A 21,055-nucleotide genomic window follows, 5' to 3' on the forward strand; every position below is an offset into this window, starting at 1 on the left:
GCGCTCGGCGGCTTCCCAGCCTTGCGTGCGAGTCGCCTGGTCGACCTGCTCGGCGAGCGCCTGCCATTCCTCGGCTTCGGGCAGCAGCAGTCCGAGCGGAGCCTCGTGGGCGATGAGGAAGTCGACGATCTCGGGATGACGCTCGGCCAGTTCGAGGCCGACAACGGCCCCGCCGCTGTTGCCGAAGATCAGAGCCTTTCTCGCCTACCGCGCGGATGACCGCCATGGCGTCGCGGGCCTGCTGGGCGACCGTCATGGGCGCGGTGAGGTCGCCCGTGCTCCGAGAGTTCCCGCGCCGATCATAGGTAACGACGGTGTATTCCGTCGCCAGGATGTCGGCCACGTCGGAGAAAAAGCCGGCGTCTCCGAGCGCGCCGGTGATCATCAGGAGCAACGGCCCCTCGCCGCGTCGCTCGCAGTAGAGTTCCGCTTGCTCTGTGGATACGGTCATGGTCGTCACCGTCAAGAGAGTCTCCTCGGTTCAGTAGATGGTGGGGACTGGCCGCGCAATCATCGGACTCCGACGGCCCCGTTCGAGCGCACCGGCGGCCGACTCCTCGGAGAGGTGATTGGGGGGCCGCGTTCGTCATCCTCACCGCATCGGCCCCAGTTGGTGGGCAGACCCCCGCTCAGACGACGGGAGCTGGATCATGAGCTCAGGTCCTTCCGCAGAGGAGCGCCGTGACGAGTTGCGTCGTAGTACGGTCCGAGTTCTCGACGCTTCCGGCGCGTCGGCGCGAGGTGAATCGCTCGACCACTCCGGCGCTGAACTTCCCCGTGACTACCGGCCGGCACCAGCACCCCGCCGACACCGCATCCACCGTGGAGGCCGAGGTTGCGGAGACGGGCGACGGCTGAAAACAACCCCACACCCCGCCACCGGCATGCGGCGTGCCAGGGCAGCAGATCACGAGAGGGCATCCGCCAGGCGCCTCCGGAACGCAGTACACGAGATCCCGACACCAGTCGATCACCGCATTTCCCGGCCACACCACCACGTACGACGCGATCCGACGGGGATGATCTTTCCGACCTCACCGGGTCCGGATCCACAACGGGCGAGCGCTGAGAGCGCAGTCCTCAGCCCTGTCCGTCACCCGGGTGACCCGATTCGTCCGCGACCACCCGCTCATCGGTGAGCCGTCGGAGGAATTCCGCCGCGCCGTACCGGATCCGGCCGGTGGTGGTGCGCGGGTCGTACCCCAGATCACGCGTCAGCGCCTCGTGCCGGGCTTGCAACGTGGAGTGGTGCATCCCCAGCTCGGCGGCCGCGGAGCGGATGCTGTCGGTCTCGACGAGTGCGCGGAGCACTTGGGCGGATCGCGTGTCCAAGCGCATGAGTCCACGGATGTCCTCATGCGGTGCTTGCGGATCATGCGCTTGAGCGAGCATCAGGAGGGTGCCCAGGTCACTCGCGTCGACGACGGGCCTGGTGGGTTCGGCGAGCTCGAGCGCGATCATCGCCGCGTCCCACGATTCGGGCGCGTGGTCGGCCCGCACCCACGTGCCCAGACCCGCCGGGGTCGATGGCGGCTCGGTGGCGGCCCTGCCCAGGGTCGCCCGAAGCATCCCGTGGCGGGTCGGCACCGCTGTCGAGGGTGCGGTGCCCGGTCGGCCATCCGGTCCGGTCGCGATGATCCGGATGTGCGAGCCGGGGTCGATTCTCAACCTGGCCAGGGCCGTCTTGCGTTCTTCGATGGGGCGCGTCGGATCGATGGCGGCCTCCAGGACGCCGACCGGATCGTACCGAGCTTCTACCAGGTCGAGTGCCAAGGCGAGGCGCTCCACGATCATCTCGTCGTTGGCGTGCTGCTCGCCGACGCGCTCCAGCCACACCGATCCGACCGAGCACTCGCGGTGCGGTGAGCGCGGGCAGTCCGCGGTCTCCGGATGCCTCGCGCCGTCGGGGCCGTGGCGGCTGACGCGCCCGCGCCGCTCCGCCCCGGCCACTACCCCGGAGAGCGCGGCCGCGCCTCGGAGCATCCCGTCGAGTCCTGCCCCGGCGGTGACGAGCGTGTCGAAGTAGGTGACGACCTTCAGGGATTCGCGTGCCTCGGGATCGAGTGCGGTGAGGCGTCCCACTAGTTCCTGCATGTGCTCTTCCTCGCGTGTGTAGGACCAGCCTACCTACCCCTTGTGCCCGTGGGCCGCGTCGAGGCTGCGTGCGATCCACTCGTTCCCGGTGGCGATCACCGCCCGCGCGATGCCGGTGTGCGGCGCGATCAGGTCGAATCCGTGAAATCCCGCGGGCCAGATGTGCAGTTCGGGGCTGCACGCCCGCGCATACGCGATGTCCTCGTCCCCGGAAGACCTCGGCCGCCCGCATTCGACGAATGCGGGCGGCAGTCCCGTGAGCTCGGTCACGCGAGCGGGCGCGGCGTAGCAGGACACGTCCTCGGTTCCGTATCGCTCACCGAGGCGTGCGGTCCAACCCATGACGTTGCTCCCGCTGTCCCGGATACCGATGGCGTCGAACCGGGCCGAGGAGACCGTCCGGTCTCGGTCATCGAGCATTGGCAAACATGAGGATCTGCCCGGCGATGATCGGCCTGTCGGGGTCCATTCCGAGCTCCCGGGCGTGCTCGACCGTCCACAACAGCCAGGCGCGACAGTCCTCGACCGGGTAGGGATCGGGGTGCTCAGGTGCGAGGATCCACACCGCGTAGTGGCGGTGTGGATCAATCGTTCGGCGCGGTTCGCCGGATGACGAACAGCCGGAGGCGTTTTGGTCGATGTCCTCCGCCGTTCGCGCGTGTCCCGCCGTTACGCCCCGCTCCGGGACGGACACTCCTCGGGACACACGTACCGAAGCGCTTGAAGCGCTCAGCCGAGCTGCAGGAGGATCTTTCCGCCGACGCCGCGGCGCAACGAATGGAGGGCGTCGATGAGGCTCTCCAGCGGCAGTTCCCGCACCCAGCCGGTAGTGTCGTAGAACCCGTCGGCCATGGCCTCGATGACCGCGTCGAACTCCTCGGGGCGGTAGCCGACCGCGCCCACGATCTCGGTCTCGCCCATCATGAGCTGAGTGGGCTGGAAGTCCATCGCCTGCTCGTGCAACGCGGCGACCACCAGGCGACCGCCCGGGACGAGGTTCGCCACGGCAGAGGTGACCGCCGGGCCCACACCCGCGGCGTCCACCGCGGCGTCCACGCCGTCACCGTCGGTGAGCGAGGCTATGGCATCCGCGAGCTCCTCGTCGTTGCCCGGATCGACGACGTGGGCGCCAAGTGCGGCCATGATCGCGCGACGATCCGCGCTCGGCTCGGACACCAGCACTTTCTCCACACCACGGGCCTTCAAGGCGAACCAGGCACCGATGCCGACCGGCCCGGCCCCCGCCACGAGCGCGCTGCCACCCGGTTCCACACCGCTGCGCGCAACGGCGTGCCAGCCCACCGCCATGGGCTCGACGAGCGCTCCCACCCGCAGGTCAACGCTCTCCGGCAGTACGTGCACGGCCGATGCGTCGCACACGGTGAACTCTGACAGACCGCCGCCGTCCATGTTCGCGCCGAGCGAGCCCATCAGCCGGCACGAGAAGGGCAGTCCCCGGCTGCAGGCGGTGCATTCGCCGCAGGAGACCGCCAGTGGGAAGACCGCACAGCGGTCACCGACCTGCGCACTCGTCACGTCCTCGCCGAGCTCGACGACGGTTCCGGAGAACTCGTGGCCGAGGATCTGCGGCAGCGTGGCGCCGGTCAGGGGGTGCGGCTCGTCCAGGGAGAACGGCAGCGACTCAGGATAGAAGTAGAAGTGGAGATCGGATCCGCAGATGCCGGCGTAAGCGTTGCGCAGCTTCACTTGTCCCGGACCGGGACTGGGTTCCGGCACCTCCTCGATGCGGAGGTCTTCTTTGTCGTAGAACCGTGCTGCCTTCAATCTCCAACTCCTTTTCCGAAGCCACCAGGGCTCCCCGGTGACCGTTCCTGTCGGCGCGAATCGTCTCGTCGCACGCCGGGAGACGCGCTCCCGCGTTCACGCCCTTGCCGGGCGGCTGGGTGACCGCCCCGCCTACCGCCCGCTCGTGCGCGCGGGCCGGGTGTCGAGAGTGCGCCCGACCCACCCCTTCCGGGCGTCGATCGCCGCCCGTGCGATGCCGGAGTTCGGCGCGAGCATGTCGAATCCGTGGTAACCGCCGGGCCATACGTGCAGCTCGGCCTGAACGCCGGAATGCCAGAGGGCGGTCGCGTAGGCGACGTCCTCGTCCCGGAAGAGTTCGGCGGAGCCGCAGTCGATGAACGCCGGAGGAAGTCCGGACAGATCGGTGGCCCGTGCGGGCGCGGCGTACACCGACACCTCGTCGGTACCGCGCCGATCCCCCAGCAGCGCGTCCCACCCCGTGCGGTTGCTCTCCCGGCCCCAGAGGCCGACGTTCTCGTACTGGGCGGTGGACACGGTCCAGTCCCGGTCATCGAGCATCGGGCAGATCAGGACCTGACCGGCGAGTGCGGGTCCGTTGCGATCGCGGGCCAGCAAGGCGGTGCCTGCGGCGAGTCCTCCCCCGGCACTGGCACCGGCGATGATCAGGTTGTCGGCGTCGATGCCGAGTTCTGCGGCGTGCTCGGCGGTCCACTGCAGGCCCGCATAGCAGTCCTCGACCGGGTAGGGATCCGGGAACTCGGGCGCGAGCCGGTACTCCACGGTCACTGCCACGGCGTCATGCTCCACGATCTAGGGAAGGATCTGGTCCACCCCGATCATGCGCTCGCCGGCGATCATTCCGCCGCCGTGGATGTGGTAGATGCCGGGACCCACGCCGGTGCGGCGGTCGGAACGGGTGATCACGCTGGCGGCGAGTTCGGCGCCTTCGTGGCCGGGAACGGTCACCTGCCGGCACGTGACCCCGGCGGCGCGCAGGGTCTCGTCGGAGATGACGGGCAGACGAGTCTGCCGCAGAGCCGGGATCGTCTCGGCTTTGACCACCGGGATCTGGTCGACCAGTGCGGTCAGGGCCGCCTCGAGTTCAGGATCGAAAGGCGGCCGGGGGTACGTAGGCATCGGGCTCCCTCAACGTTTGTCACGTTCGTATCCAGGCGACGTCCTGCAATGCTCCGACGGACGAACTGGCCCGTGCCACCGCCGTGCTGGGCAGATGTCAAACAGTTCCCCCGCCATTCGCGCGCCGGTCCGTTTCGGCCGCACTGCGCCCACCAGGCGCGCTGCGGCGCGTGACCACGTGCGTGCGACGTACTCGGCGAGCTGCTTGATCTCCACCGCGGTGGGCTCATCGATCCGCCGCGGGCCCCAGCGCTCAATCACGCGGTTCCAATACCAGCGATAGACCCCGCCGGGTCCCGTCCGAGACCACGGACGCAACCGGCGGCAGGTACGCCCACAAACGCCGGGGACGGCGGACCGCACGGCGCGGCATCGAGCAAGTCTTGCGGAGCCAGGCCCATTTTGGTCAACAGCAGCCTGGCCGCTTGCACCTCGCCCGAGCCGGGGCCTTCCTCAGCTGTCGTCACCGCCGATCACCACCCTCGGCGTGGAAGGCGGTCACCATGGCCTCCAGCGCCGCCATGGTGTGCACCAGCACCAGCCCCTCCTCGCGTGAGGCCGCCAGCAGGACACGGTCCCCCGGCGCCAGCCCGCACCAGCGACGTACCGGTGCCGGCAGCGGCAGGTGCCCGCGGCGCGTGAGAGGGAAAAGGCCGCTTGGGTCGGCACGCACCGCCACGGTCGTGGTCGACAACGGTTCCAGGCGCAGTCGCTCCCCCGGCTGCCAGCCCACCGCGCTCGTGATCGCGGTCTCGGCGATGCGGCCTCGCTCGTCTACGGCCGCGATGCGATACACCATCGACGACTCCGTCGAGACCGCTGCCAACGGTGGAAGCGGCAACCGCCGCGATGCCTGGGAGGTGTTCCACTCCGCAGCGCGCGCTGCCGCCACCGGGCGGGGCGCCACCGGCGGGACAGCTGCCTCAGCCATGGTCACCACCCCCAGCACGAGCAGGGTCGTGACGCGCATCGAGACGGCGGGCGCAATGCGCCTCGCCGTCTCGATGATCCAAAAACGAAATGTGGTTCTGTGGGAGGGATCCCACCCACTGGTGTCGGAGGGGGGACTTGAACCCCCACGCCCATTAATAGGGCACTAGCACCTCAAGCTAGCGCGTCTGCCATTCCGCCACTCCGACGTCTCGGTTCGCCGGCGACTCACCTGCTCCGCCGGTTCCCCGCTGTGTTGTGCCCATAGATTAGCCCATCCGCCCACACCGCTCGCAGGCACCCCCCGGTTGATGTTGCGGGTGGTAGAACGGGCACGTGAGTGAGCGCACCGAAACAGCCTCCACCGGCGGCACCGATCAGGGCCTGCAGCAGGCCCAGGACGAGGTCGTGGGCCTGACCAGCGAGCTGATCAGCATCGACACCACCAACACCGGCGATCCCGCGACCGTCGTCGGCGAGCGGGCGGCTGCGGAGTACGTGGCCGCCAAGCTCGGTGAGGTCGGCTACGAGATCAGCTACGTCGAGTCCGGCGATCAGCAGGGCCGGGCGAACGTGATCGCGCGGTTGCCGGGTGCCGACGCGTCCCGGGGTGCGCTGCTGGTGCACGGTCATCTCGACGTGGTGCCCGCCGATCCTGCCGAGTGGAGCGTGCACCCGTTCTCCGGCGCGGTGCAGGACGGCTACGTGTGGGGCCGCGGCGCGGTAGACATGAAGAACATGGTCGCGATGAGCATCGCGGTGGCGCGGCGGTTCAAGCGCGATGGCCTCACCCCACCCCGGGACATCGTGTTCGCCTTCCTCGCCGATGAGGAGGCCGGGGGTTTCCAGGGCGCGCAGTGGCTGGCCGATCACCGGCCCGAGCTGTTCGAGGGCTGCACCGAAGCGATCAGCGAGGTCGGCGGCTATTCGGTGACGTTCACCGACGGGGTGCGCGCGTACCTGGTGCAGACCGCGGAGAAGGGAATCCGCTGGCTCAAGCTCCGCACCCGCGGCCGGGCCGGGCACGGTTCGATGGTGCACGACGACAACGCGGTGGCCAAGCTCGCCGCCGCCGTCGACAAGCTCGGCAACCACCGGTTCCCGCTGGTCATGAACGACTCGGTACGCGAGTTCCTGGACGGGGTCACCGAACTGACCGGCTGGAGCTTCCCCGAGGACGATATCGACACCGCCGTGGCCAAGCTGGGCAACCTCTCCCGGATCGTCGGGGCCACGCTGCGTGACACCGCCAACCCCACGATGCTCACCGCGGGCTACAAGCACAACGTGATCCCCTCGGTGGCCGAAGCCGCCGTCGACTGCCGCATCCTGCCCGGCCGCGAGGAGGAGTTCGACCGCGAACTCGCGGAACTGCTGGGGCCGGACGTCGAGCGCGAATGGGTCGGGCTGCCACCGGTGGAGACGACGTTCGAGGGCCGGATCGTGGACACCATGACCTCGTCGGTGCTGGCCGAGGATCCGGGGACGAAGGTGCTGCCCTACATGGTCTCGGCGGGCACCGACGCGAAGTCGTTCAGCCGCCTGGGCATGAACTGCTACGGGTTCGCCCCGCTGAAGCTGCCCGCCGATCTGGACTTCAGCGCCCTGTTCCACGGGGTCGACGAGCGGGTCCCCGAGGAATCGCTGCGGTTCGGGGTGCGGGTGCTGGACCGGTTCCTGCGGCACAGCTGACCGTCGGCTCCGTCTGGTTTCATCGGAAGGTGAGTTGATCACCGGGAGGAAACCAGTGGACCTGGCGCGGCTGACGGAGACGTACCTGGAGCACCTGCAGGCTCGCAAGCTCGCGGCGAATTCGCTGCGGGCCTACCGCCGCGATCTGGACTCGGTCACCGCCGAGCTCACCGAGCTCACCGGTGCCGACGCCGCCGAAATACCGGTGGACCGGGTTACCGCGCAACTGCTGCGCTCGGCGTTCGCCCGGTTCGCCGCGTCGCGTTCGGCGGCCACGGTCACCCGGGCTTGGTCGACGTGGAACGGGTTCTTCGGATTCCTGGTGGTCGAGGGCGCGGTGCCCGGCAACCCGATGCAGGTGGTGCCCAAACCGCGCAACGCGCCCGCCACCCCCAAACCGCTGCAGGGCGAGGACGCACCAGAGCGGCTGCTGCGTCTGGTGGCGAGCGGGGCCCGGCGCGCGCGCAACCCGTGGCCGGAGCGGGACCTGGCCGTGCTCTCGACGCTGCTGTGCACCGGGGTGCGGTCGGCCGAACTGCTGGACCTGACGGTGGCCGCCCTCGCGGGCCGGACCGGGGACCGGCGACTGCACGTGAGCGGCAAGGGCGGGCGCAACCGCTCGATCCCCATCGAGGACGCCCTCGACGCGGTGCTCCAGGACTACCTGCGCACCCGGCGGGAGCGGTTCGGCGATCGGCTTCCCGGCGAAGAACCGCTGTTCGTCGACCACCGCGACCGGGCGCTGCGTCGCGGTGGCCTGCAATACCTGGTGCGCCGGTCGCTGCGCGCGGCCGGGGTGTCCGACCGGGTGCAGCCCGGCGCGATGGTGCACGCGCTGCGGCACACGTTCGCCACGAGGCTGGCCGAGGACGGGGCCAACGCGGCCGAGATCGCCAAGCTGCTCGGGCACGCCTCGATCAACTCCAGCCAGACCTACATCGACGTCACGGCCCGCGAGCAGCGGTTGTCGGTGCGGGCGAACCGGACGTTGCAGGTGCTGGGCGAGATCTCCGAGCGCTGACCGGCCGGACCGGGGGTCGCCCCGGTCCGGCCCGGCCTCAGCTGCGTGCGCGGTGGAAGACCAACCGGTATACCAGCAGCAGCACGATCGATCCGACCACCGCCCAGATGAAGCTGCCCAGGTTGAATCCGGTCACCCCCTGGCTGCCGACGAACGTGGTGCCGATCCACCCGCCGAGCAGCCCGCCGCCGATCCCGATCAGGATCGTGACGATGATGCCGCCCGGGTCCCGGCCCGGAAGGATGAACTTCGCCACCGCGCCTGCGATCAGGCCGAAGACGATCCAGGTGAGGATGCCCATGCGTGCCTCCGTGTCTCGATCTTGCCGTCCCCTCACGCATTACCGCAGCGCGGAGTTTTCATGCATCGAGGCCACCGGCGGAGGCGGCGCGCGGCACGCGCGGACAGGATTCGCCGGTCAGCGCCGCGGAGCGTCGGCGCCCGGTCACCGCCCGCGCCGGTGCACGAGCACGGCGACCACCACCGCCGCGGCGAGTACGGCCAGCGCCCAGGGCCAGTACCCGCGGACGGCGTGGTACCAGTCGGCCACCGCAGGACCGAGCAGGTAGCCCAGCGCGGTCCAGGTGGACACCCACAGCAGCGCGCCCAACGCGTTGAACGCCAGGAAGCGCCACCAGCGCATCCCGGAGGCACCGGCGACGATCCCGTTGAACTGGCGCAGGCCCTCCACGAACCGGGCCACGGCGACGATGCCGCCACCGTGCCGTTCGAACACCCGCTCCACCCGGGCCAGCCGCGGGTGGGTGAGACCGAGGTAGCGCCCGTAGTGCAGCGCGAGCCTGCGCCCGCCGAACCTGCCGAGGGCGTAGCCGATGCTGTCGCCGCAGACCGCGCCGAGCAGCGCCACGGCTCCGACCGCCAGCACGTCGAGCCGCCCCGCACCGGCGGACAGGGCCCCCGCGACGAGCACCGTTTCGCCCGGGGCCGGAACGCCGAATCCCTCGACGAGCACGAGTCCCCCGATGGCGAGGTAGCCGAAGCGGTCCAGCAGCTGCAGCGGGGTGATCAGCACCGCCAGCGCTGCCACCCGGGCCGGGAGGTGCACACCGGCAGCGTAGGGCGGTGGCCGGTGCGCGGCCGGGCGGTTGGGCGTTGGTCAGCCGCCCCAGCCGCCGGGCAGCGCGGCGACACCGAACGTGCCCCCTTCCGGGCCGGTGACCAGCGTGGTGCTGCCCAGTACCGGGTGCTCGCGGGTGGCGGTGTCGGCGCCGAGCCCGCCTGCGTGGTCGGCCGCCGCGGGGACGTCGTCCACCGCGAAGTAGCACAACCATCCCCGCTCGGCTCCCGGGCACCGCTGGGCCGTGCGGGACGAGATGGGCCGCCCGTCGGCCAGGTATTCGGCGCCGGGATGGGCGACGACGTCCCAGCCAAGGGTGCCGGCCCAGAACCGGTCGGCACGCACATCGTCGCTGGTGAAAAGATCGATCCAGCAGGGCTCGCCGGCACGCGGTGCGGGCGCGCGCGGTCCGTGCTGGGCGCGGCCGGCGGCGAGGGCGGCCTCAGTGCCGTCCGGACCGTTGAGCGTGCCGTGATGCGACGCGCCGGCCAGGACCGGCCGCCATCCGCACGGCTGCCCACTGCGCCCGGCGAGGATGCGTGCGCAACAGCGAGCCCCCACCCAGCAGTCGATGCCGCCGACGGACGGTTCGGTGTGCCAGCCGAGCAGGTCCCGGCAGAACTGCGCGGACCGGGCGGGCCGGTCGCTGATGAGTTCGGCACGACGCAGCCCGCGGGCCACCACTCCTGGCGACACGTTCCCCTATCCCCGACTCGCCGGTCCGTGCGGACCGGTCTCGTTGCGACCGCGCTCCATCCTGCTCAAGGGCGGACCCGGCCACAAGGCCCGTCGGCGCTCACCGCAGCCGTTCCAGCTCCGCAGCGACCTGCACCACCTGGTGGGCGAGTTTGCGCACATCGGTCGGGTCGGTGGCGTCGTCCACGGCGGTGACCACGTCCTCGGCCGCGCAGCGCAGCTGGAACAACCGGTCCTGCAGGTCGGCCAGCTCGGCTGCCGACAGCACCACGGCGTCCTCCGGAAGTCCGCCGCGGTGCACGCTGGTGCGGCGCTCGTAGGCGCGCTGCCTGCAGGACTGGGCGCAGTACAACCGGGGCCTGCCCTGTCTGCCGGTTTCCGGGACGCGACGGCCGCACCACGCGCAGTACCGGACCCGTCGCGGACGTCCGGTCGGGCTCTGCGGGATCTCCACGGTTGATCACGCTAGCGCAGGGGGCCGCCACCGCAGGCGAGGATCCGGTCCGGCGGTGTGGGCGGATCGACGCACCCGCTCGGCGGGCCCGACATAGCCGGAATATGCCGGTACACTCCGCCCCCGGGACCTCCGGGGATCCGCGATCCCGGAGGGCGCCGGGAAGCGGCGATCCGCCGGACGGCATGGTGCCGCACACCGACCAGCGATCTCCGTCCCACTCGCCATCCGGGAGGAGACCGAGTTGACCTGGGTGACGGAGCGTCTGGCACTATCACCCGTTCGAACGCACCTTGGGTTCGCACGCGGGTCGGTTCCGTCATGAACCCGCCCGGTGCGCATCCCTGGAGGGGAAACACCGGCCGGTCGGTGAACAACGTCACGGCTGGCCACCAGGAGTACGACACCGGGAACACACGGCACCCCTGCCGTCGTTGCACACGGTGAGCACAACCGCCCGGGCTCGGGACCGGGCCGAAGTGAAAGGAACCGTCATGGCCGACCGCGTTCTGCGTGGCAGCCGGCTCGGAGCGGTGAGCTACGAGACGGACCGCAACCACGACCTCGCACCGCGCCGGACGGTGCGCTATGCCTGCCCGAAGGGCCACGAATTCGAGGTCCCGTTCTCCGACGATGCCGAGGTGCCGCCGAACTGGGAATGCCGCCTGCACGGCACGGAGTCGAAGATCATCGACGGGAACGAACCGGAGCAGAAGAAGGCCAAGCCTCCGCGCACCCACTGGGACATGCTGCTGGAGCGGCGCACCGTTCCGGAGCTCGAAGAGCTGCTCAACGAGCGGCTCGACATGCTGCGCGCCCGCCGCGGCGGCTGAGCACCCCGCTCAGCAGGATTCCGATCGAAGCGCCCGGTCCCGTCGCGGGGCCGGGCGCTTCGCACGTCCGGGACCGGTTCGGTCAGCGCAGGACCGAGCGGACCGCGTGCCACGCCTGGTTGCCGCGGCGGCGCACACCCCACTTGGTCACCCGCACCAGCGCTTCGCGCACGATCGACCCGCTCATCTTGGACTCCCCCGCTTCCCGGTCGACGAAGGTGATCGGGAGCTCCACCACGGTGTAGCCGGCTTCCACGGCCCGCCAGGTGAGGTCGACCTGGAAGCAGTAGCCCTGCGAGGCGATGCTGTCCAGGTTCAGCGCCGCCAACACGTCGGCGCGGTAGACGCGGAAGCCGGCCGTGATGTCGTTGACCGGCACGCCGAGTGCGACCTTCGAGTAGACGTTGGCACCGCGGGACAGCATCTGGCGATGCCACGGCCAGTTCACCACCCGGCCGCCCGGCACGTACCTGCTGCCGACCACCACGTGCGGCGGGTCGCTCCCCTCGCCCAGTGCGCCGAGCAACCTGGGCAGATCCTCGGGGGCGTGCGAGCCGTCGGCGTCCATTTCCACCAGCACGTCATAACCGCGCCGCATGGCCCATTCGAACCCGGCCACGTACGCGGCGCCGAGCCCCGCCTTGTCCGTTCGGTGCAGCACGTGCACCCGGGCGTCGGCCGCGGCGAGCTCGTCGGCCAGGTCCCCGGTCCCGTCCGGGCTGTCGTCATCGACCACCAGCACGTGCGCCTCGGGGACGGCGGTGAGCACCCGCCGCAGAACCGGTTCCAGGTTCTCCCGCTCGTCGTAGGTGGGCACCACCACCAGGACCGAATCCGCTCCCGCCGAAGCGCCCCGCCCGTTGGCCATCCGTTTCCGCTTCCTCCCAGCCGGCGGCTGCACCGGCGATATCCGGCCGCACCTGCGGCTTCCCGTTGCGCGTGCCCGCTCAGCCGCGTCCCCGCCGCGCGGCCACGACGACCGCACCGGCCGCGGCCAGGGCAACGGCCCACATCGGGACCCCGCCCAGCCAGGTGGCCGGTGTGGTGGACGAGCGCAGCGGGACGTCGGCGATCAGGTTCTGCTCGGTGAACAGGTCCGTGCTCTGCACCACCGTCCCGTCCGGCTGCACCACGGCGCTGACACCGCTGGTCGCCGAGACCACCACGGCTCGACCGTGCTCGACCGCGCGCAGCTGGGACATGGCCAGCTGCTGGTGGCTCATCTCCGAGTGCCCGTACCAGGCGTTGTTCGTCGGCACGGTGAGCAGGGTGGCCCCCTCGCGCACCGCCCCGGTGAACACGTCGTCGTAGGCGACGTCGTAGCAGATGCCGATGCCGAGCCGCACCGGCCCGATGTCGAGCACCCCCGGCTCGTCGGCGGCGACCATGTCCTGCTGGAAGCGGTCCACGAACGGGCTGACCAGGCGGGCTACCGGGCGCATCGGGATCGTCTCCGCGAACGGCACCAGGTGCTGCTTGGTGTACTGCTGCCCGGCCCCGGTGTCGGCCTGCCACTCGAAGACCCGATTGCGCAGCTGGCCGTCCGGATCCAGGCTCAGCCCGCCCACCGCCAACGGGACCCCCAGGCGCTCGGCGACGCGGGACAGCCCCGGATCGCTGCGGTCCGGGCCCCAGCTGCCGACCTGCTCGGGCAGCACCACCAGATCAGGGCGGGGCACGGCACCGGCCTGCACGTCCTCGGCGAGCCGTTCGGCACCGCGCAGGTGGTTCTCCCGCAGCACCGCGTCCTCGCTGAGCAGGCCGAGCCCCAGATTCGGTGCGTTGCCCTGGACCGCAGCCACGCGGGCGGTGCCCTCGGGGCCGGGTGCGTTGTCCAGCGAAGGCAGCACGGCCGCGCCCAGCGCGACCGGGGCCAGGACGGCAACCAGTGGGCCTGCCCACGCGCGCGGGCTGCGCGAGCCCTCCCGCAGCCGCCAGCCGAGCTCGGCGAGTCCGGAACCGGTCAGCGCGACGGCGAGGCCGACGGCCACCGCACCGCCCAGCGAGGCCAGCGGCAGGAACAGCCCGTTCGCCTGGGTGAACGCCAGTCTCCCCCAGGGGAATCCGCCGAACGGCACCGCGGAGCGCAGCGACTCGACGGCCACGAACACGACCGCCGTCCACGCCGGAGCGGCACGCAGCCGGCCGACCAGCGCCATCCCGGCACCCGCTGCGCCGACGAACAGCGCCTGGACCGCGGCGACACCCAGCCAGGGCCACGGGCCGAAGTCCGCACCGAGGAAGTCCTGCAGCCACCCGAGCAGCGGGAGCAGGAACGCCAGGCCGAACAGCGTGCCCAGGCCGAATCCCGTGCGCATCCGACGTCCGCGTACCGCAGCCGCCAGCACCGCGAACGCCAGGGGCGCCACCCACCACGCCGGGCGCGGCGGCGACGCCGCGTACAGGGCGAAGCCCGCGGTTGCCACGGCCGCCGGGACCAGCAGTTGCCGCAGTCGGAAACGACGCGTCCGCACGGCTGCTCCGTCGCGGGAGCGGTGCGGACTCGTAGCGGGGACAACCACCCGATCAACCTTTTCGCCTGCTGCGCACCGGTGCGGACCGGTGCGGACTTACTCCTCCGGGTGCGCGGGCGGACGCCGACCCGCTGCGGGGCGCACCGCACAAATGTACGCCGCGACCCGTGCTGTCGGCCGTTGCGGGCGGCGCGGCGCACACCGCTCGGGCGGGCAGCGGAGTCCCGGTGATCCCACCGCTTCGAGTGATGCGAACGGCTGTTCGAGCGTGGATCGTGGAGTCCATGCTCCCCACTCGCCCCGTACCGGCTCCCCCAGCACCCACGTCCCCAGCACCCACGTCCCCGGCACCCGTTCGACCCGCACCCGTTCGACCGGGAACGCCACCGACCGCTTCCGGACGCGGTATCCGACCGCAGCGGGCGGGCCGTCCGGAACGGCGCCGCTCACACGATGTCGTCGTCCTCGGGGTCACGCTTGAACAGGGTCCGGCCGCGCAGCACGGTGTGCAGGCACCGCGGCAGCCGAGCCTCGGGCGAGAGGTCGGGCAGCGGCGGGATCCCGGCGCGCGGATCGGTCGACCAGCGCTGCACCCGCGAATCCGGGGCCGCCACGACCAGCTCACCCGCGTCCCACACCGCGTACGTGGCCGGGGCTCCCGGCACCAGGGTCCCGGTGACGCCGTCGTCCACGCCCGCCGCCCGCCACCCACCACGGGTGTGCGCGGCGAACGCCGCCCGGGGCGAGATCCCGAACCCCTCCGTGCGGTGGTGCACCGCCGCACGAACCGAACTCCACGGGTCGACGTGCGTCACCGGCGCATCCGAGCCGAACGCGAGCAGCACACCGTTGGCGGCCAACTTGGCGAACGGGTTGAGCCGGCTGCCCCGCCGAGTGCCCAACCGCTGGGCGTACATGTCGCGGCGGCCGCCCCAGGCCGCGTCGAACGCCGGTTGACCGGAGGCGACCACCCCGTAGGCGCCGAGTTCCGCGGCCTGCTCGTCGTCGATCATCTCCAGGTGTTCCAGCCGGTGGCGCAGCACGGCCAGCGCGGGCGCGCCGACCGTCTTGGCCGCTTGCCGGAAGCCTTCGCACACCTCGGAGACCCCGGCATCGCCGATCACGTGGAACCCGGCCTGCACACCTGCCCGCGTGCACTGCACGAGGTGCTCGGCCACGGCCCGCGCATCCAGGTAGAGCACCCCGGCCGTCGACGGATCGTCGGCGTAGGGCTGACGCAGCGCCGCGGTGCGCGAGCCGACGGCACCGTCGACGAACAGATCTCCGGCCAGGCCGCGGGCCCCCAGTTCGGCGGCGCGGTCCACCGCACCGAGCTCGCCCCAGTACCCGATCACCTCGGGCAATTCGCCGCGCGCCGACAGTGCCAGCAGATCCTTGAAGTCGTCGACGCCGGAGATGTCCGGACCCGCGCACTCGTGCACGCAGGCGATGCCTTGCGAGGCCGCGTGCCGCAGGAAGGCGAGCTGGGCTTCGCGGCGCTGATCCGCACCGAGCGACTCGCGGGCGGCCCGGCGCACGTGGTGGTGGGCGACGCGCGTCAGCGGGCCCTCGTCGCTCCAGCCCTCCGCGCCGGGCGCCAGCGGCGCTTGACGCACCAGAGCAGTGGACACCAACGCCGAGTGGACATCGATCCGCGACAGGTAGACCGCCGCGCCTCCGGAAGCGCGGTCGATCTCGGCCCGGGTCGGTGGGCGGCGCTCCGGCCACCAGGTCTCGTCCCACCCGTGTCCCCAGACGAGTGTGCCCGGGTATTCCTCCACGTGATCGCGCAGGGCGTGCAAGAACTCGGTCAGGGACGCGCAGCCGGTCAGGTCGAGACCGTTGAGCAGCAACCCGGTGGAGGTCGCGTGCACGTGCGCGTCGACGAAGGCAGGCGCGACGAACGCACCGTCGAGGTCGACGACCTCCGCGTCCGGATGCAGCGCGCGGCCAACCTTGTCGCTGCCGACCCACGCAACGGTGCCATCGGTAACGGCCATCGCGGTGGCGTCGGCATCGACGGGCGAGTGGATGCGCCCGCCGAGCAACAACGTGGTGTCCGACATGTCCTTCGTAATTCCCTGTTCCGGGTGTTCAACTGCGCAGTTCGCGGTCGGCCGAGGGGTCATGCACCCAGCCACGATCGTTCTCGCGAGCTTACCCGGAGCGCAAAGATCGCCGACGCCACGCCGACCCGACTAGCCCCGCTGCTGGTCGTCCCGTCCGTCGGCCTGCTCGGACCGCCCCGGCCGGATGGACTGCTGGCCCGGATCGGCGGTCTCGTCGTCCTCGGTGACCGACACCACTTCGCCGTCGATCACATCGTCCGAACCGCCCGAGCTCCCCGGAGCCCGGCCACGCCCGGAACCCGTCGCACCACCCGGACGCCGACCACCCGAACCCTGAGCACCCGGACCCTGAGCACCCCACATGCCCGCCATCCCGGGGTGTGCCTGCATCTGCTCGGCGTGCCTCCGCATCTGCTCCTGCAATCGCTGCGAGCGGCGCTCGGCAGCGCGCGCCATCCGCTTGCGGGCCGCAGCGCGTACCGGGGGCAGCAGCAGGACGAGGCCGGCGAGATCGGTGACGAAGCCCGGCACGATGATGAGCAGCGCTGCCCCGGCAACGAGCACCCCGTCGGAGAGCTCGCGTTCCGGAGGTGTGCGCTGCATCGCCGCCGTGCGGAACTCCTCCAGCGTGCGACGGCCTTCGCGGCGCAGCAGCCAGGAGCCCAGCAGTGCCGTGCCCAGCACCAACAGCAGGGTGGGCAGCACTCCGATCAGCTGGCCGACCAGGACGAGCACGCCGATCTCGACGACGGCCGCGACGAGAAGCAGGGGCAGCAACGGCAACGGCGGGAACCCTCCTGTTGGTGGTACTCGTCCGGTTCAACGCATCGGGCCCGGTTTTTGCTCCCGAAATACCCAGAGGTGATGAAACCGATCGCGTCCGTGCCCCATAGACTTCTACCTGATGCGGGCGCTCAAGTCGAAACCACTCATCTTCCTGGTCACCGGGAGCGTACTGGCGCTCGCTCTGCTGATGAGCGACCAGTACCTGCCCGGGCTGCCGATGCAGCCCAAACAGCTGCCGCCGGCCGTGGTCACCATCGGCGACAGCACGCTGTCCGGCGAAGGCGGCGGCGACTACGAGCCGGAGACCGACGGGCAGAACGGCAACTGGTGCCACCGCTCGCCGGAGGCCGTCGTGCACCAGCTGTCGCTCGACGAGGGCGTGACGCCGATCAACCTCGCCTGCTCGGGCGCCAAGACCGATGTGGTGGGCGCGAACCCGAAGGCCAAGCACGCCGAGGGCTCACAGACCGAGCAGTTGGCCGAGGCCGCACAGCGCTACCGGATCACCGACGTCGTGGTCCAGGTGGGGGCCAACGACGATCCGGGCTTCACCGACGTCGTCAACCGCTGCGTGGAGGCGTGGGCGCGCCAGGGCGAGCGGGGCTGCGCCGACCGCATCAAGTCCGCGTGGCCGGAACGCGTGGAGGCGATGAAGCCCAAGGTGCTCGGGGTCATCGACGACATCCGCACGGCGATGAACGACGTCGGCTACACCCCGGGCAGCTACTCGTTGATCATGCAGTCCTACGCCTCGCCGGTGGGCCCGGACATCGATCCGCAGCTGCAGAACCTCTCCGGCTGCCCGTTCCGCACCAGCGACCTGCGCTGGCTCCGGGACGAGGGCGTACCGGAGCTATCCGCCGGCCTGCGGGACGTCGCGCAGGCCAGCGGCGCTCGTTTCCTGGACCTCTCGAAGGCGGCGATCGGGCACGAGGCGTGCAGCGGGGATCCGCAGCAGGCCGACGGCGAGTGGTTCACCCGACTGACCGTGGACTGGGAGAGCCTGCAGGACGAGCAGCGCGCCGGGCACGCCATGCAGGAGTCGTTCCACGCCAACGCCGCCGGGCACAAGCATCTGGCCGGCTGCCTGGACGACTTCGTCCGCAGCGATCTGCGCAATGCCGTGTGCCTGCCGGACGACCGCGGTCAGCTGCGCGCCGTTCCGGAACCCGCGGCGTCCCGCTGACGACCGCGCGGTACCGGGGTTCCGGTACCGCGTCTGGCGGCGCCGGGAACTACTACCGCCCGTGGAACGAGACCCCGGACCCGATGTTCCTTCCGAGCTCGGACGGTGGACCTCGCGGTCCGCTCAGATCGCAGGCGGTCGGTTCTCGTACGGAGTGGACAGCACAACCGTCGTGCGTGTGGAGACCTTCGCCGCTTCGCGGATCTTGCGCAACAACTCCTCCAGTCCCAGCGGCGAGGGGACCCGGACCTGCAGGATGTAGGACTCGTCGCCGGCCACCGAGTAGCAGGACTCGATCTCCGAGAGGTGCTCCAGGCGCTGCGGGTAATCATCCGGAGCGGCCGGATCGATCGGCGTCAGCGAGATGAACGCCGTCAGCGGCAGGCCGATCTGCTCACCATCCACTTTGGCCACATAACCCTGCACGGCACCGCGCTGCTCCAGGCGGCGCACCCGCTGGTGCACCGCGGACACGCTCAGCCCGACCCGTTCGGCCAGGTCCGTGAAACTGCACCGGCCGTCGTTGGCCAGCTCGCGCATGATCGCCCGGTCAGTGGCTTCCAGCTCACCGGCGGATCCCGAGCGGTCGCTCATACCGGCAGCACCGCCAGCTCGTGCGGCCGGTTGTTCAACGTCTCCACCCCGGTGTCGGTGACCACGACGATGTCCTCGATCCGCGCGCCCCAGGCCCCCTCCTGGTAGATGCCCGGTTCGACGCTGAAGACCATGCCCGGTTCCAGCACCGCCGGGTTCCCACCCACGACGTAAGGCTCCTCGTGCACGTCCAGTCCGATCCCGTGCCCGGTGCGGTGCACGAATTGCGCGCCGAAACCGGCGTGCCCGATCGGTCCGCGCGCGGCGGCGTCCACCGACTCCGCGGTGACGCCCGGCCGCACCGCCTGCACCGCATCCCGCTGCGCCTGCTGGAGCACCGCGTAGGTATCGCGCACCTCAGGCGCCGGTTCGCCCAGCACGTAGGTGCGAGTGCAGTCCGAGTTGTACCCGTCGGCCATCGGGCCGCCGATATCCACGACGACCACGTCCCCGCGCTCGATCACCCGGTCGGACACGTCGTGGTGCGGGCTGGCCCCGTTGGGCCCGGATCCGACGATGACGAACGCGGCCTCGACATGCCCCTCGGCGAGGATGGCCTCGGTGATGTCGGCACCCACCTGCGCCTCGGTCCGGCCGACCGCGAGGAACTCGGCCATCCGGGCATGCACCCGGTCGATCGCGGCACCGGCGGCGCGCAAGGACTCGATCTCGGCGGTGTCCTTGCGCATCCGCAGCTCGCGCAGGATCGGCCCGGCGAGCACCTGCTCGGCCCCGGGCAGCGCGTCGCGCAGCGGGATCGCGTGCAGGGCGGGCATGCCGTCGGCCACGGCGATCCGCGCGGGCCGCGCACCGCCACGGGCCAGCAGTTCGGTCACCAGCGCGTGCGGATCCTGCCCGTCGACCCACGTCACGACGTGGACCCCCAGTTCCGCCAGCGGAACCCCCGCCAACCCGGGTTCCTCCAGCTTGGGCACCACCAGCGCCGGCTCCGCCTCCGGCTCGGCGGGCAGGACCAGGCAGGTGAGTCGTTCGTGCGATTCCCCGCCCACCCCGATCAGGTAGCGCAGATCGGAACCGGGAGTGATCAGCAGCGCATCCGAACCCGCCTGCGCCGCCGCCCTGCGCGCGCGCCCGAGCCGCGCACCGAATACGGAGGGGTCCTGCTTCGTCGAGACCGTGGCCATGCCCCAAGCCTAGTCGCGGGAATCGGGCGCGACCCCACATCCCCGACCGACCCACCTGCTCGGCCGGTCCGCGGCCTCGGCCGGGCACCGCCGCGCGCGGTGCCGACCACCGCCAGCGCCCGCGTTGCGCGCGGCGGTGGTCGGCGTGACAGTCTGACCGGCGTGACTGCTGCTCCTGTGATGCTCGTGGACTCGGCCGGGCTGTGGTTCCGCTCCTACTACGCCCTGCCCGACTCGCTCACCGCACCGGACGGCACGCCCGTGAATTCCGTGCGCGGTTTCTGCGACATGCTGTCCAAACTCATCACCGAGCACCGCCCCGACCGGTTGGTGGCCTGCCTGGACAACGACTGGCGGCCGCAGTTCCGGGTGGAGGCGCTTCCGTCGTACAAGGCGCATCGGGTCGCCGAGGAAGATTCGGCCGCCGAAGACGTGCCGGACACCCTGTCGCCGCAGATCCCGGTGATCCTCGACATCCTGGACGCAGCGGGCATCGCCACGGCCGAGGCCGAGGGCTACGAGGCCGATGACGTGATCGGCGCGCTGGCCGACCGCGAAGACCGCGACCCGGTGCAGGTGGTCACCGGCGACCGGGACCTGTTCCAGCTGGTGCGCCCCGACCCGCTGCCGGTCCGGGTGATCTACGTCGGTGGCGGCCTGGCCAAGGCGCAGGACTTCGGCCCGGACGAGCTCGCCGCGAAGTACGGGCTCAGCGCGCATCGAGCGGGCGCCGACTACGCCGACATGGCCGTGTTGCGCGGTGACCCTTCGGACGGGCTTCCCGGAGTTCCCGGCATCGGTGAGAAGACCGCCGCGAAGCTCATCACGCAGTTCGGATCGCTGGAGGAGCTGCTGCGGGCGGCCGATGCCGGTGACGAACGACTGACCGCCCGGGTGCGCGGCACGCTCGCCGACTCCGCCGGGTACCTGGCCGCCGCGCCCTCGGTGGTGCGCGTCGCGCGGGACGCGCCGGTCGTGCTCGACCGCCCGGATCCGATGCCGCGCTCCCCGCTGGACGGCGAACGCTTGGCCCAGCTACAGCAGCGGTGGGGTCTGGGCAGCAGCCTGGACCGGCTGATCAGCGCGATCACCCTCTGAC

General features: G+C 71.1%; 23 protein-coding genes and 1 tRNA gene. 6 read left to right on the forward strand and 18 right to left on the reverse strand.

Annotation, left to right across the window (positions count from 1 at the left end):
- Nucleotides 1–21: 21 nt before the first annotated feature.
- Nucleotides 22–219 carry a hypothetical protein gene (locus IQ251_RS18460; protein ID WP_193930109.1) on the forward strand — a complete coding sequence of 66 codons (198 nt, stop codon included), beginning with the start codon at nucleotides 22–24 and terminating at the stop codon, nucleotides 217–219.
- Between the two features lie 861 nt (nucleotides 220–1,080).
- Here the strand turns inward: IQ251_RS18460 and IQ251_RS18465 are convergent.
- The 8 genes from IQ251_RS18465 to IQ251_RS18490 all read right to left on the reverse strand — a co-directional run bounded on the left by IQ251_RS18465 (nucleotide 1,081) and on the right by IQ251_RS18490 (nucleotide 6,137).
- Nucleotides 1,081–1,836 carry a hypothetical protein gene (locus tag IQ251_RS18465; RefSeq protein ID WP_193930111.1) on the reverse strand — a complete coding sequence of 252 codons (756 nt, stop codon included), beginning with the start codon at nucleotides 1,834–1,836 and terminating at the stop codon, nucleotides 1,081–1,083.
- A gap of 291 nt (nucleotides 1,837–2,127) precedes the next feature.
- A complete protein-coding gene (locus IQ251_RS19905) occupies nucleotides 2,128–2,514 on the reverse strand; it encodes an alpha/beta hydrolase family protein (protein WP_228047554.1) in 387 nt (128 codons plus the stop codon).
- Nucleotides 2,504–2,800 (reverse strand): alpha/beta hydrolase, encoded by a 297-nt coding sequence (locus IQ251_RS20340; protein ID WP_370591494.1) that lies wholly within the window; start codon nucleotides 2,798–2,800, stop codon nucleotides 2,504–2,506. The genes IQ251_RS19905 and IQ251_RS20340 overlap by 11 nt, the downstream gene beginning before the upstream one ends.
- A gap of 23 nt (nucleotides 2,801–2,823) precedes the next feature.
- Complete coding sequence (locus IQ251_RS18475; protein WP_193930113.1) at nucleotides 2,824–3,879, reverse strand: 2,3-butanediol dehydrogenase; 1,056 nt, start codon at nucleotides 3,877–3,879, stop codon at nucleotides 2,824–2,826.
- A 132-nt stretch (nucleotides 3,880–4,011) separates the two neighbouring features.
- Entirely contained in the window at nucleotides 4,012–4,653 is a 642-nt protein-coding gene (locus IQ251_RS18480; RefSeq protein ID WP_370591495.1) for an alpha/beta hydrolase fold domain-containing protein, read from the reverse strand.
- Nucleotides 4,654–4,671: 18 nt separating this feature from the next.
- Nucleotides 4,672–4,998 (reverse strand): hypothetical protein, encoded by a 327-nt coding sequence (locus IQ251_RS20345; RefSeq protein WP_370591496.1) that lies wholly within the window; start codon nucleotides 4,996–4,998, stop codon nucleotides 4,672–4,674.
- 463 nt (nucleotides 4,999–5,461) lie between these two features.
- Nucleotides 5,462–5,797 (reverse strand): AbrB/MazE/SpoVT family DNA-binding domain-containing protein, encoded by a 336-nt coding sequence (locus IQ251_RS18485; protein WP_193930115.1) that lies wholly within the window; start codon nucleotides 5,795–5,797, stop codon nucleotides 5,462–5,464.
- 251 nt (nucleotides 5,798–6,048) lie between these two features.
- Nucleotides 6,049–6,137 (reverse strand) — tRNA-Leu (locus tag IQ251_RS18490).
- A gap of 127 nt (nucleotides 6,138–6,264) precedes the next feature.
- Between IQ251_RS18490 and IQ251_RS18495 the strand changes: the two genes are divergently transcribed.
- Complete coding sequence (locus IQ251_RS18495) at nucleotides 6,265–7,620, forward strand: M20/M25/M40 family metallo-hydrolase (protein WP_370591497.1); 1,356 nt, start codon at nucleotides 6,265–6,267, stop codon at nucleotides 7,618–7,620.
- Between the two features lie 55 nt (nucleotides 7,621–7,675).
- Nucleotides 7,676–8,641 carry a tyrosine-type recombinase/integrase gene (locus IQ251_RS18500; protein ID WP_193930117.1) on the forward strand — a complete coding sequence of 322 codons (966 nt, stop codon included), beginning with the start codon at nucleotides 7,676–7,678 and terminating at the stop codon, nucleotides 8,639–8,641.
- 37 nt (nucleotides 8,642–8,678) lie between these two features.
- On the opposite strand, the gene IQ251_RS18505 is transcribed toward IQ251_RS18500, so the two are convergent.
- The 4 genes from IQ251_RS18505 to IQ251_RS18520 all read right to left on the reverse strand — a co-directional run bounded on the left by IQ251_RS18505 (nucleotide 8,679) and on the right by IQ251_RS18520 (nucleotide 10,863).
- Nucleotides 8,679–8,942, reverse strand: a complete 264-nt coding sequence (locus tag IQ251_RS18505; protein ID WP_193930118.1) for a GlsB/YeaQ/YmgE family stress response membrane protein — start codon at nucleotides 8,940–8,942, stop codon at nucleotides 8,679–8,681.
- Nucleotides 8,943–9,086: 144 nt separating this feature from the next.
- Complete coding sequence (locus tag IQ251_RS18510) at nucleotides 9,087–9,707, reverse strand: DedA family protein (protein WP_370591498.1); 621 nt, start codon at nucleotides 9,705–9,707, stop codon at nucleotides 9,087–9,089.
- Between the two features lie 51 nt (nucleotides 9,708–9,758).
- A complete protein-coding gene (locus tag IQ251_RS18515; protein ID WP_193930120.1) occupies nucleotides 9,759–10,415 on the reverse strand; it encodes a VOC family protein in 657 nt (218 codons plus the stop codon).
- 100 nt (nucleotides 10,416–10,515) lie between these two features.
- Entirely contained in the window at nucleotides 10,516–10,863 is a 348-nt protein-coding gene (locus IQ251_RS18520) for a hypothetical protein (RefSeq protein WP_193930155.1), read from the reverse strand.
- Between the two features lie 500 nt (nucleotides 10,864–11,363).
- Between IQ251_RS18520 and IQ251_RS18525 the strand changes: the two genes are divergently transcribed.
- Nucleotides 11,364–11,702 (forward strand): RNA polymerase-binding protein RbpA, encoded by a 339-nt coding sequence (locus IQ251_RS18525; protein WP_193930122.1) that lies wholly within the window; start codon nucleotides 11,364–11,366, stop codon nucleotides 11,700–11,702.
- An 82-nt stretch (nucleotides 11,703–11,784) separates the two neighbouring features.
- On the opposite strand, the gene IQ251_RS18530 is transcribed toward IQ251_RS18525, so the two are convergent.
- From IQ251_RS18530 to IQ251_RS18545, 4 genes are all read right to left on the reverse strand, one after another.
- Nucleotides 11,785–12,570 (reverse strand): polyprenol monophosphomannose synthase, encoded by a 786-nt coding sequence (locus tag IQ251_RS18530; RefSeq protein ID WP_193930124.1) that lies wholly within the window; start codon nucleotides 12,568–12,570, stop codon nucleotides 11,785–11,787.
- A 79-nt stretch (nucleotides 12,571–12,649) separates the two neighbouring features.
- Nucleotides 12,650–14,176, reverse strand: coding sequence for an apolipoprotein N-acyltransferase (lnt, locus tag IQ251_RS18535; RefSeq protein WP_193930126.1), 1,527 nt, complete (start codon nucleotides 14,174–14,176; stop codon nucleotides 12,650–12,652).
- Between the two features lie 446 nt (nucleotides 14,177–14,622).
- Nucleotides 14,623–16,242, reverse strand: a complete 1,620-nt coding sequence (locus IQ251_RS18540; protein WP_193930128.1) for an amidohydrolase — start codon at nucleotides 16,240–16,242, stop codon at nucleotides 14,623–14,625.
- A gap of 132 nt (nucleotides 16,243–16,374) precedes the next feature.
- Nucleotides 16,375–17,028, reverse strand: a complete 654-nt coding sequence (locus tag IQ251_RS18545) for an FxsA family protein (protein WP_193930129.1) — start codon at nucleotides 17,026–17,028, stop codon at nucleotides 16,375–16,377.
- A gap of 121 nt (nucleotides 17,029–17,149) precedes the next feature.
- Between IQ251_RS18545 and IQ251_RS18550 the strand changes: the two genes are divergently transcribed.
- Nucleotides 17,150–18,217, forward strand: coding sequence for a GDSL-type esterase/lipase family protein (locus tag IQ251_RS18550; RefSeq protein ID WP_193930131.1), 1,068 nt, complete (start codon nucleotides 17,150–17,152; stop codon nucleotides 18,215–18,217).
- Between the two features lie 123 nt (nucleotides 18,218–18,340).
- Here IQ251_RS18550 and IQ251_RS18555 read toward each other — a convergent pair whose 3' ends face one another.
- Nucleotides 18,341–18,811, reverse strand: coding sequence for an Lrp/AsnC family transcriptional regulator (locus tag IQ251_RS18555; RefSeq protein WP_193930133.1), 471 nt, complete (start codon nucleotides 18,809–18,811; stop codon nucleotides 18,341–18,343).
- Nucleotides 18,808–19,956 carry a M24 family metallopeptidase gene (locus IQ251_RS18560; protein ID WP_193930135.1) on the reverse strand — a complete coding sequence of 383 codons (1,149 nt, stop codon included), beginning with the start codon at nucleotides 19,954–19,956 and terminating at the stop codon, nucleotides 18,808–18,810. Before IQ251_RS18560 ends, IQ251_RS18555 begins: the two co-directional genes overlap by 4 nt.
- Before the next feature lie 180 nt (nucleotides 19,957–20,136).
- Between IQ251_RS18560 and IQ251_RS18565 the strand changes: the two genes are divergently transcribed.
- Nucleotides 20,137–21,054 (forward strand): 5'-3' exonuclease, encoded by a 918-nt coding sequence (locus IQ251_RS18565; RefSeq protein WP_193930157.1) that lies wholly within the window; start codon nucleotides 20,137–20,139, stop codon nucleotides 21,052–21,054.
- Nucleotide 21,055: the final 1 nt, after the last annotated feature.

Origin of the sequence: Saccharopolyspora montiporae, assembly GCF_015209505.1 — a bacterium.
Lineage (GTDB): Bacteria > Actinomycetota > Actinomycetes > Mycobacteriales > Pseudonocardiaceae > Saccharopolyspora > Saccharopolyspora montiporae.

Bases quoted from the DNA above. Each gene is read 5' to 3' on its own strand.
- IQ251_RS19905 (WP_228047554.1), bottom strand. From the start codon at position 2,514: ATGCTCGATGACCGAGACCGGACGGTCTCCTCGGCCCGGTTCGACGCC.
- IQ251_RS20345 (WP_370591496.1), bottom strand. From the start codon at position 4,998: ATGCCTACGTACCCCCGGCCGCCTTTCGATCCTGAACTCGAGGCGGCC.
- IQ251_RS18485 (WP_193930115.1), bottom strand. From the start codon at position 5,797: ATGGTGTATCGCATCGCGGCCGTAGACGAGCGAGGCCGCATCGCCGAG.
- IQ251_RS18505 (WP_193930118.1), bottom strand. From the start codon at position 8,942: ATGGGCATCCTCACCTGGATCGTCTTCGGCCTGATCGCAGGCGCGGTG.
- IQ251_RS18525 (WP_193930122.1), top strand. From the start codon at position 11,364: ATGGCCGACCGCGTTCTGCGTGGCAGCCGGCTCGGAGCGGTGAGCTAC.
- IQ251_RS18530 (WP_193930124.1), bottom strand. From the start codon at position 12,570: ATGGCCAACGGGCGGGGCGCTTCGGCGGGAGCGGATTCGGTCCTGGTG.
- IQ251_RS18540 (WP_193930128.1), bottom strand. From the start codon at position 16,242: ATGTCGGACACCACGTTGTTGCTCGGCGGGCGCATCCACTCGCCCGTC.
- IQ251_RS18550 (WP_193930131.1), top strand. From the start codon at position 17,150: ATGCGGGCGCTCAAGTCGAAACCACTCATCTTCCTGGTCACCGGGAGC.
- IQ251_RS18555 (WP_193930133.1), bottom strand. From the start codon at position 18,811: ATGAGCGACCGCTCGGGATCCGCCGGTGAGCTGGAAGCCACTGACCGG.
- IQ251_RS18560 (WP_193930135.1), bottom strand. From the start codon at position 19,956: ATGGCCACGGTCTCGACGAAGCAGGACCCCTCCGTATTCGGTGCGCGG.
- IQ251_RS18565 (WP_193930157.1), top strand. From the start codon at position 20,137: ATGCTCGTGGACTCGGCCGGGCTGTGGTTCCGCTCCTACTACGCCCTG.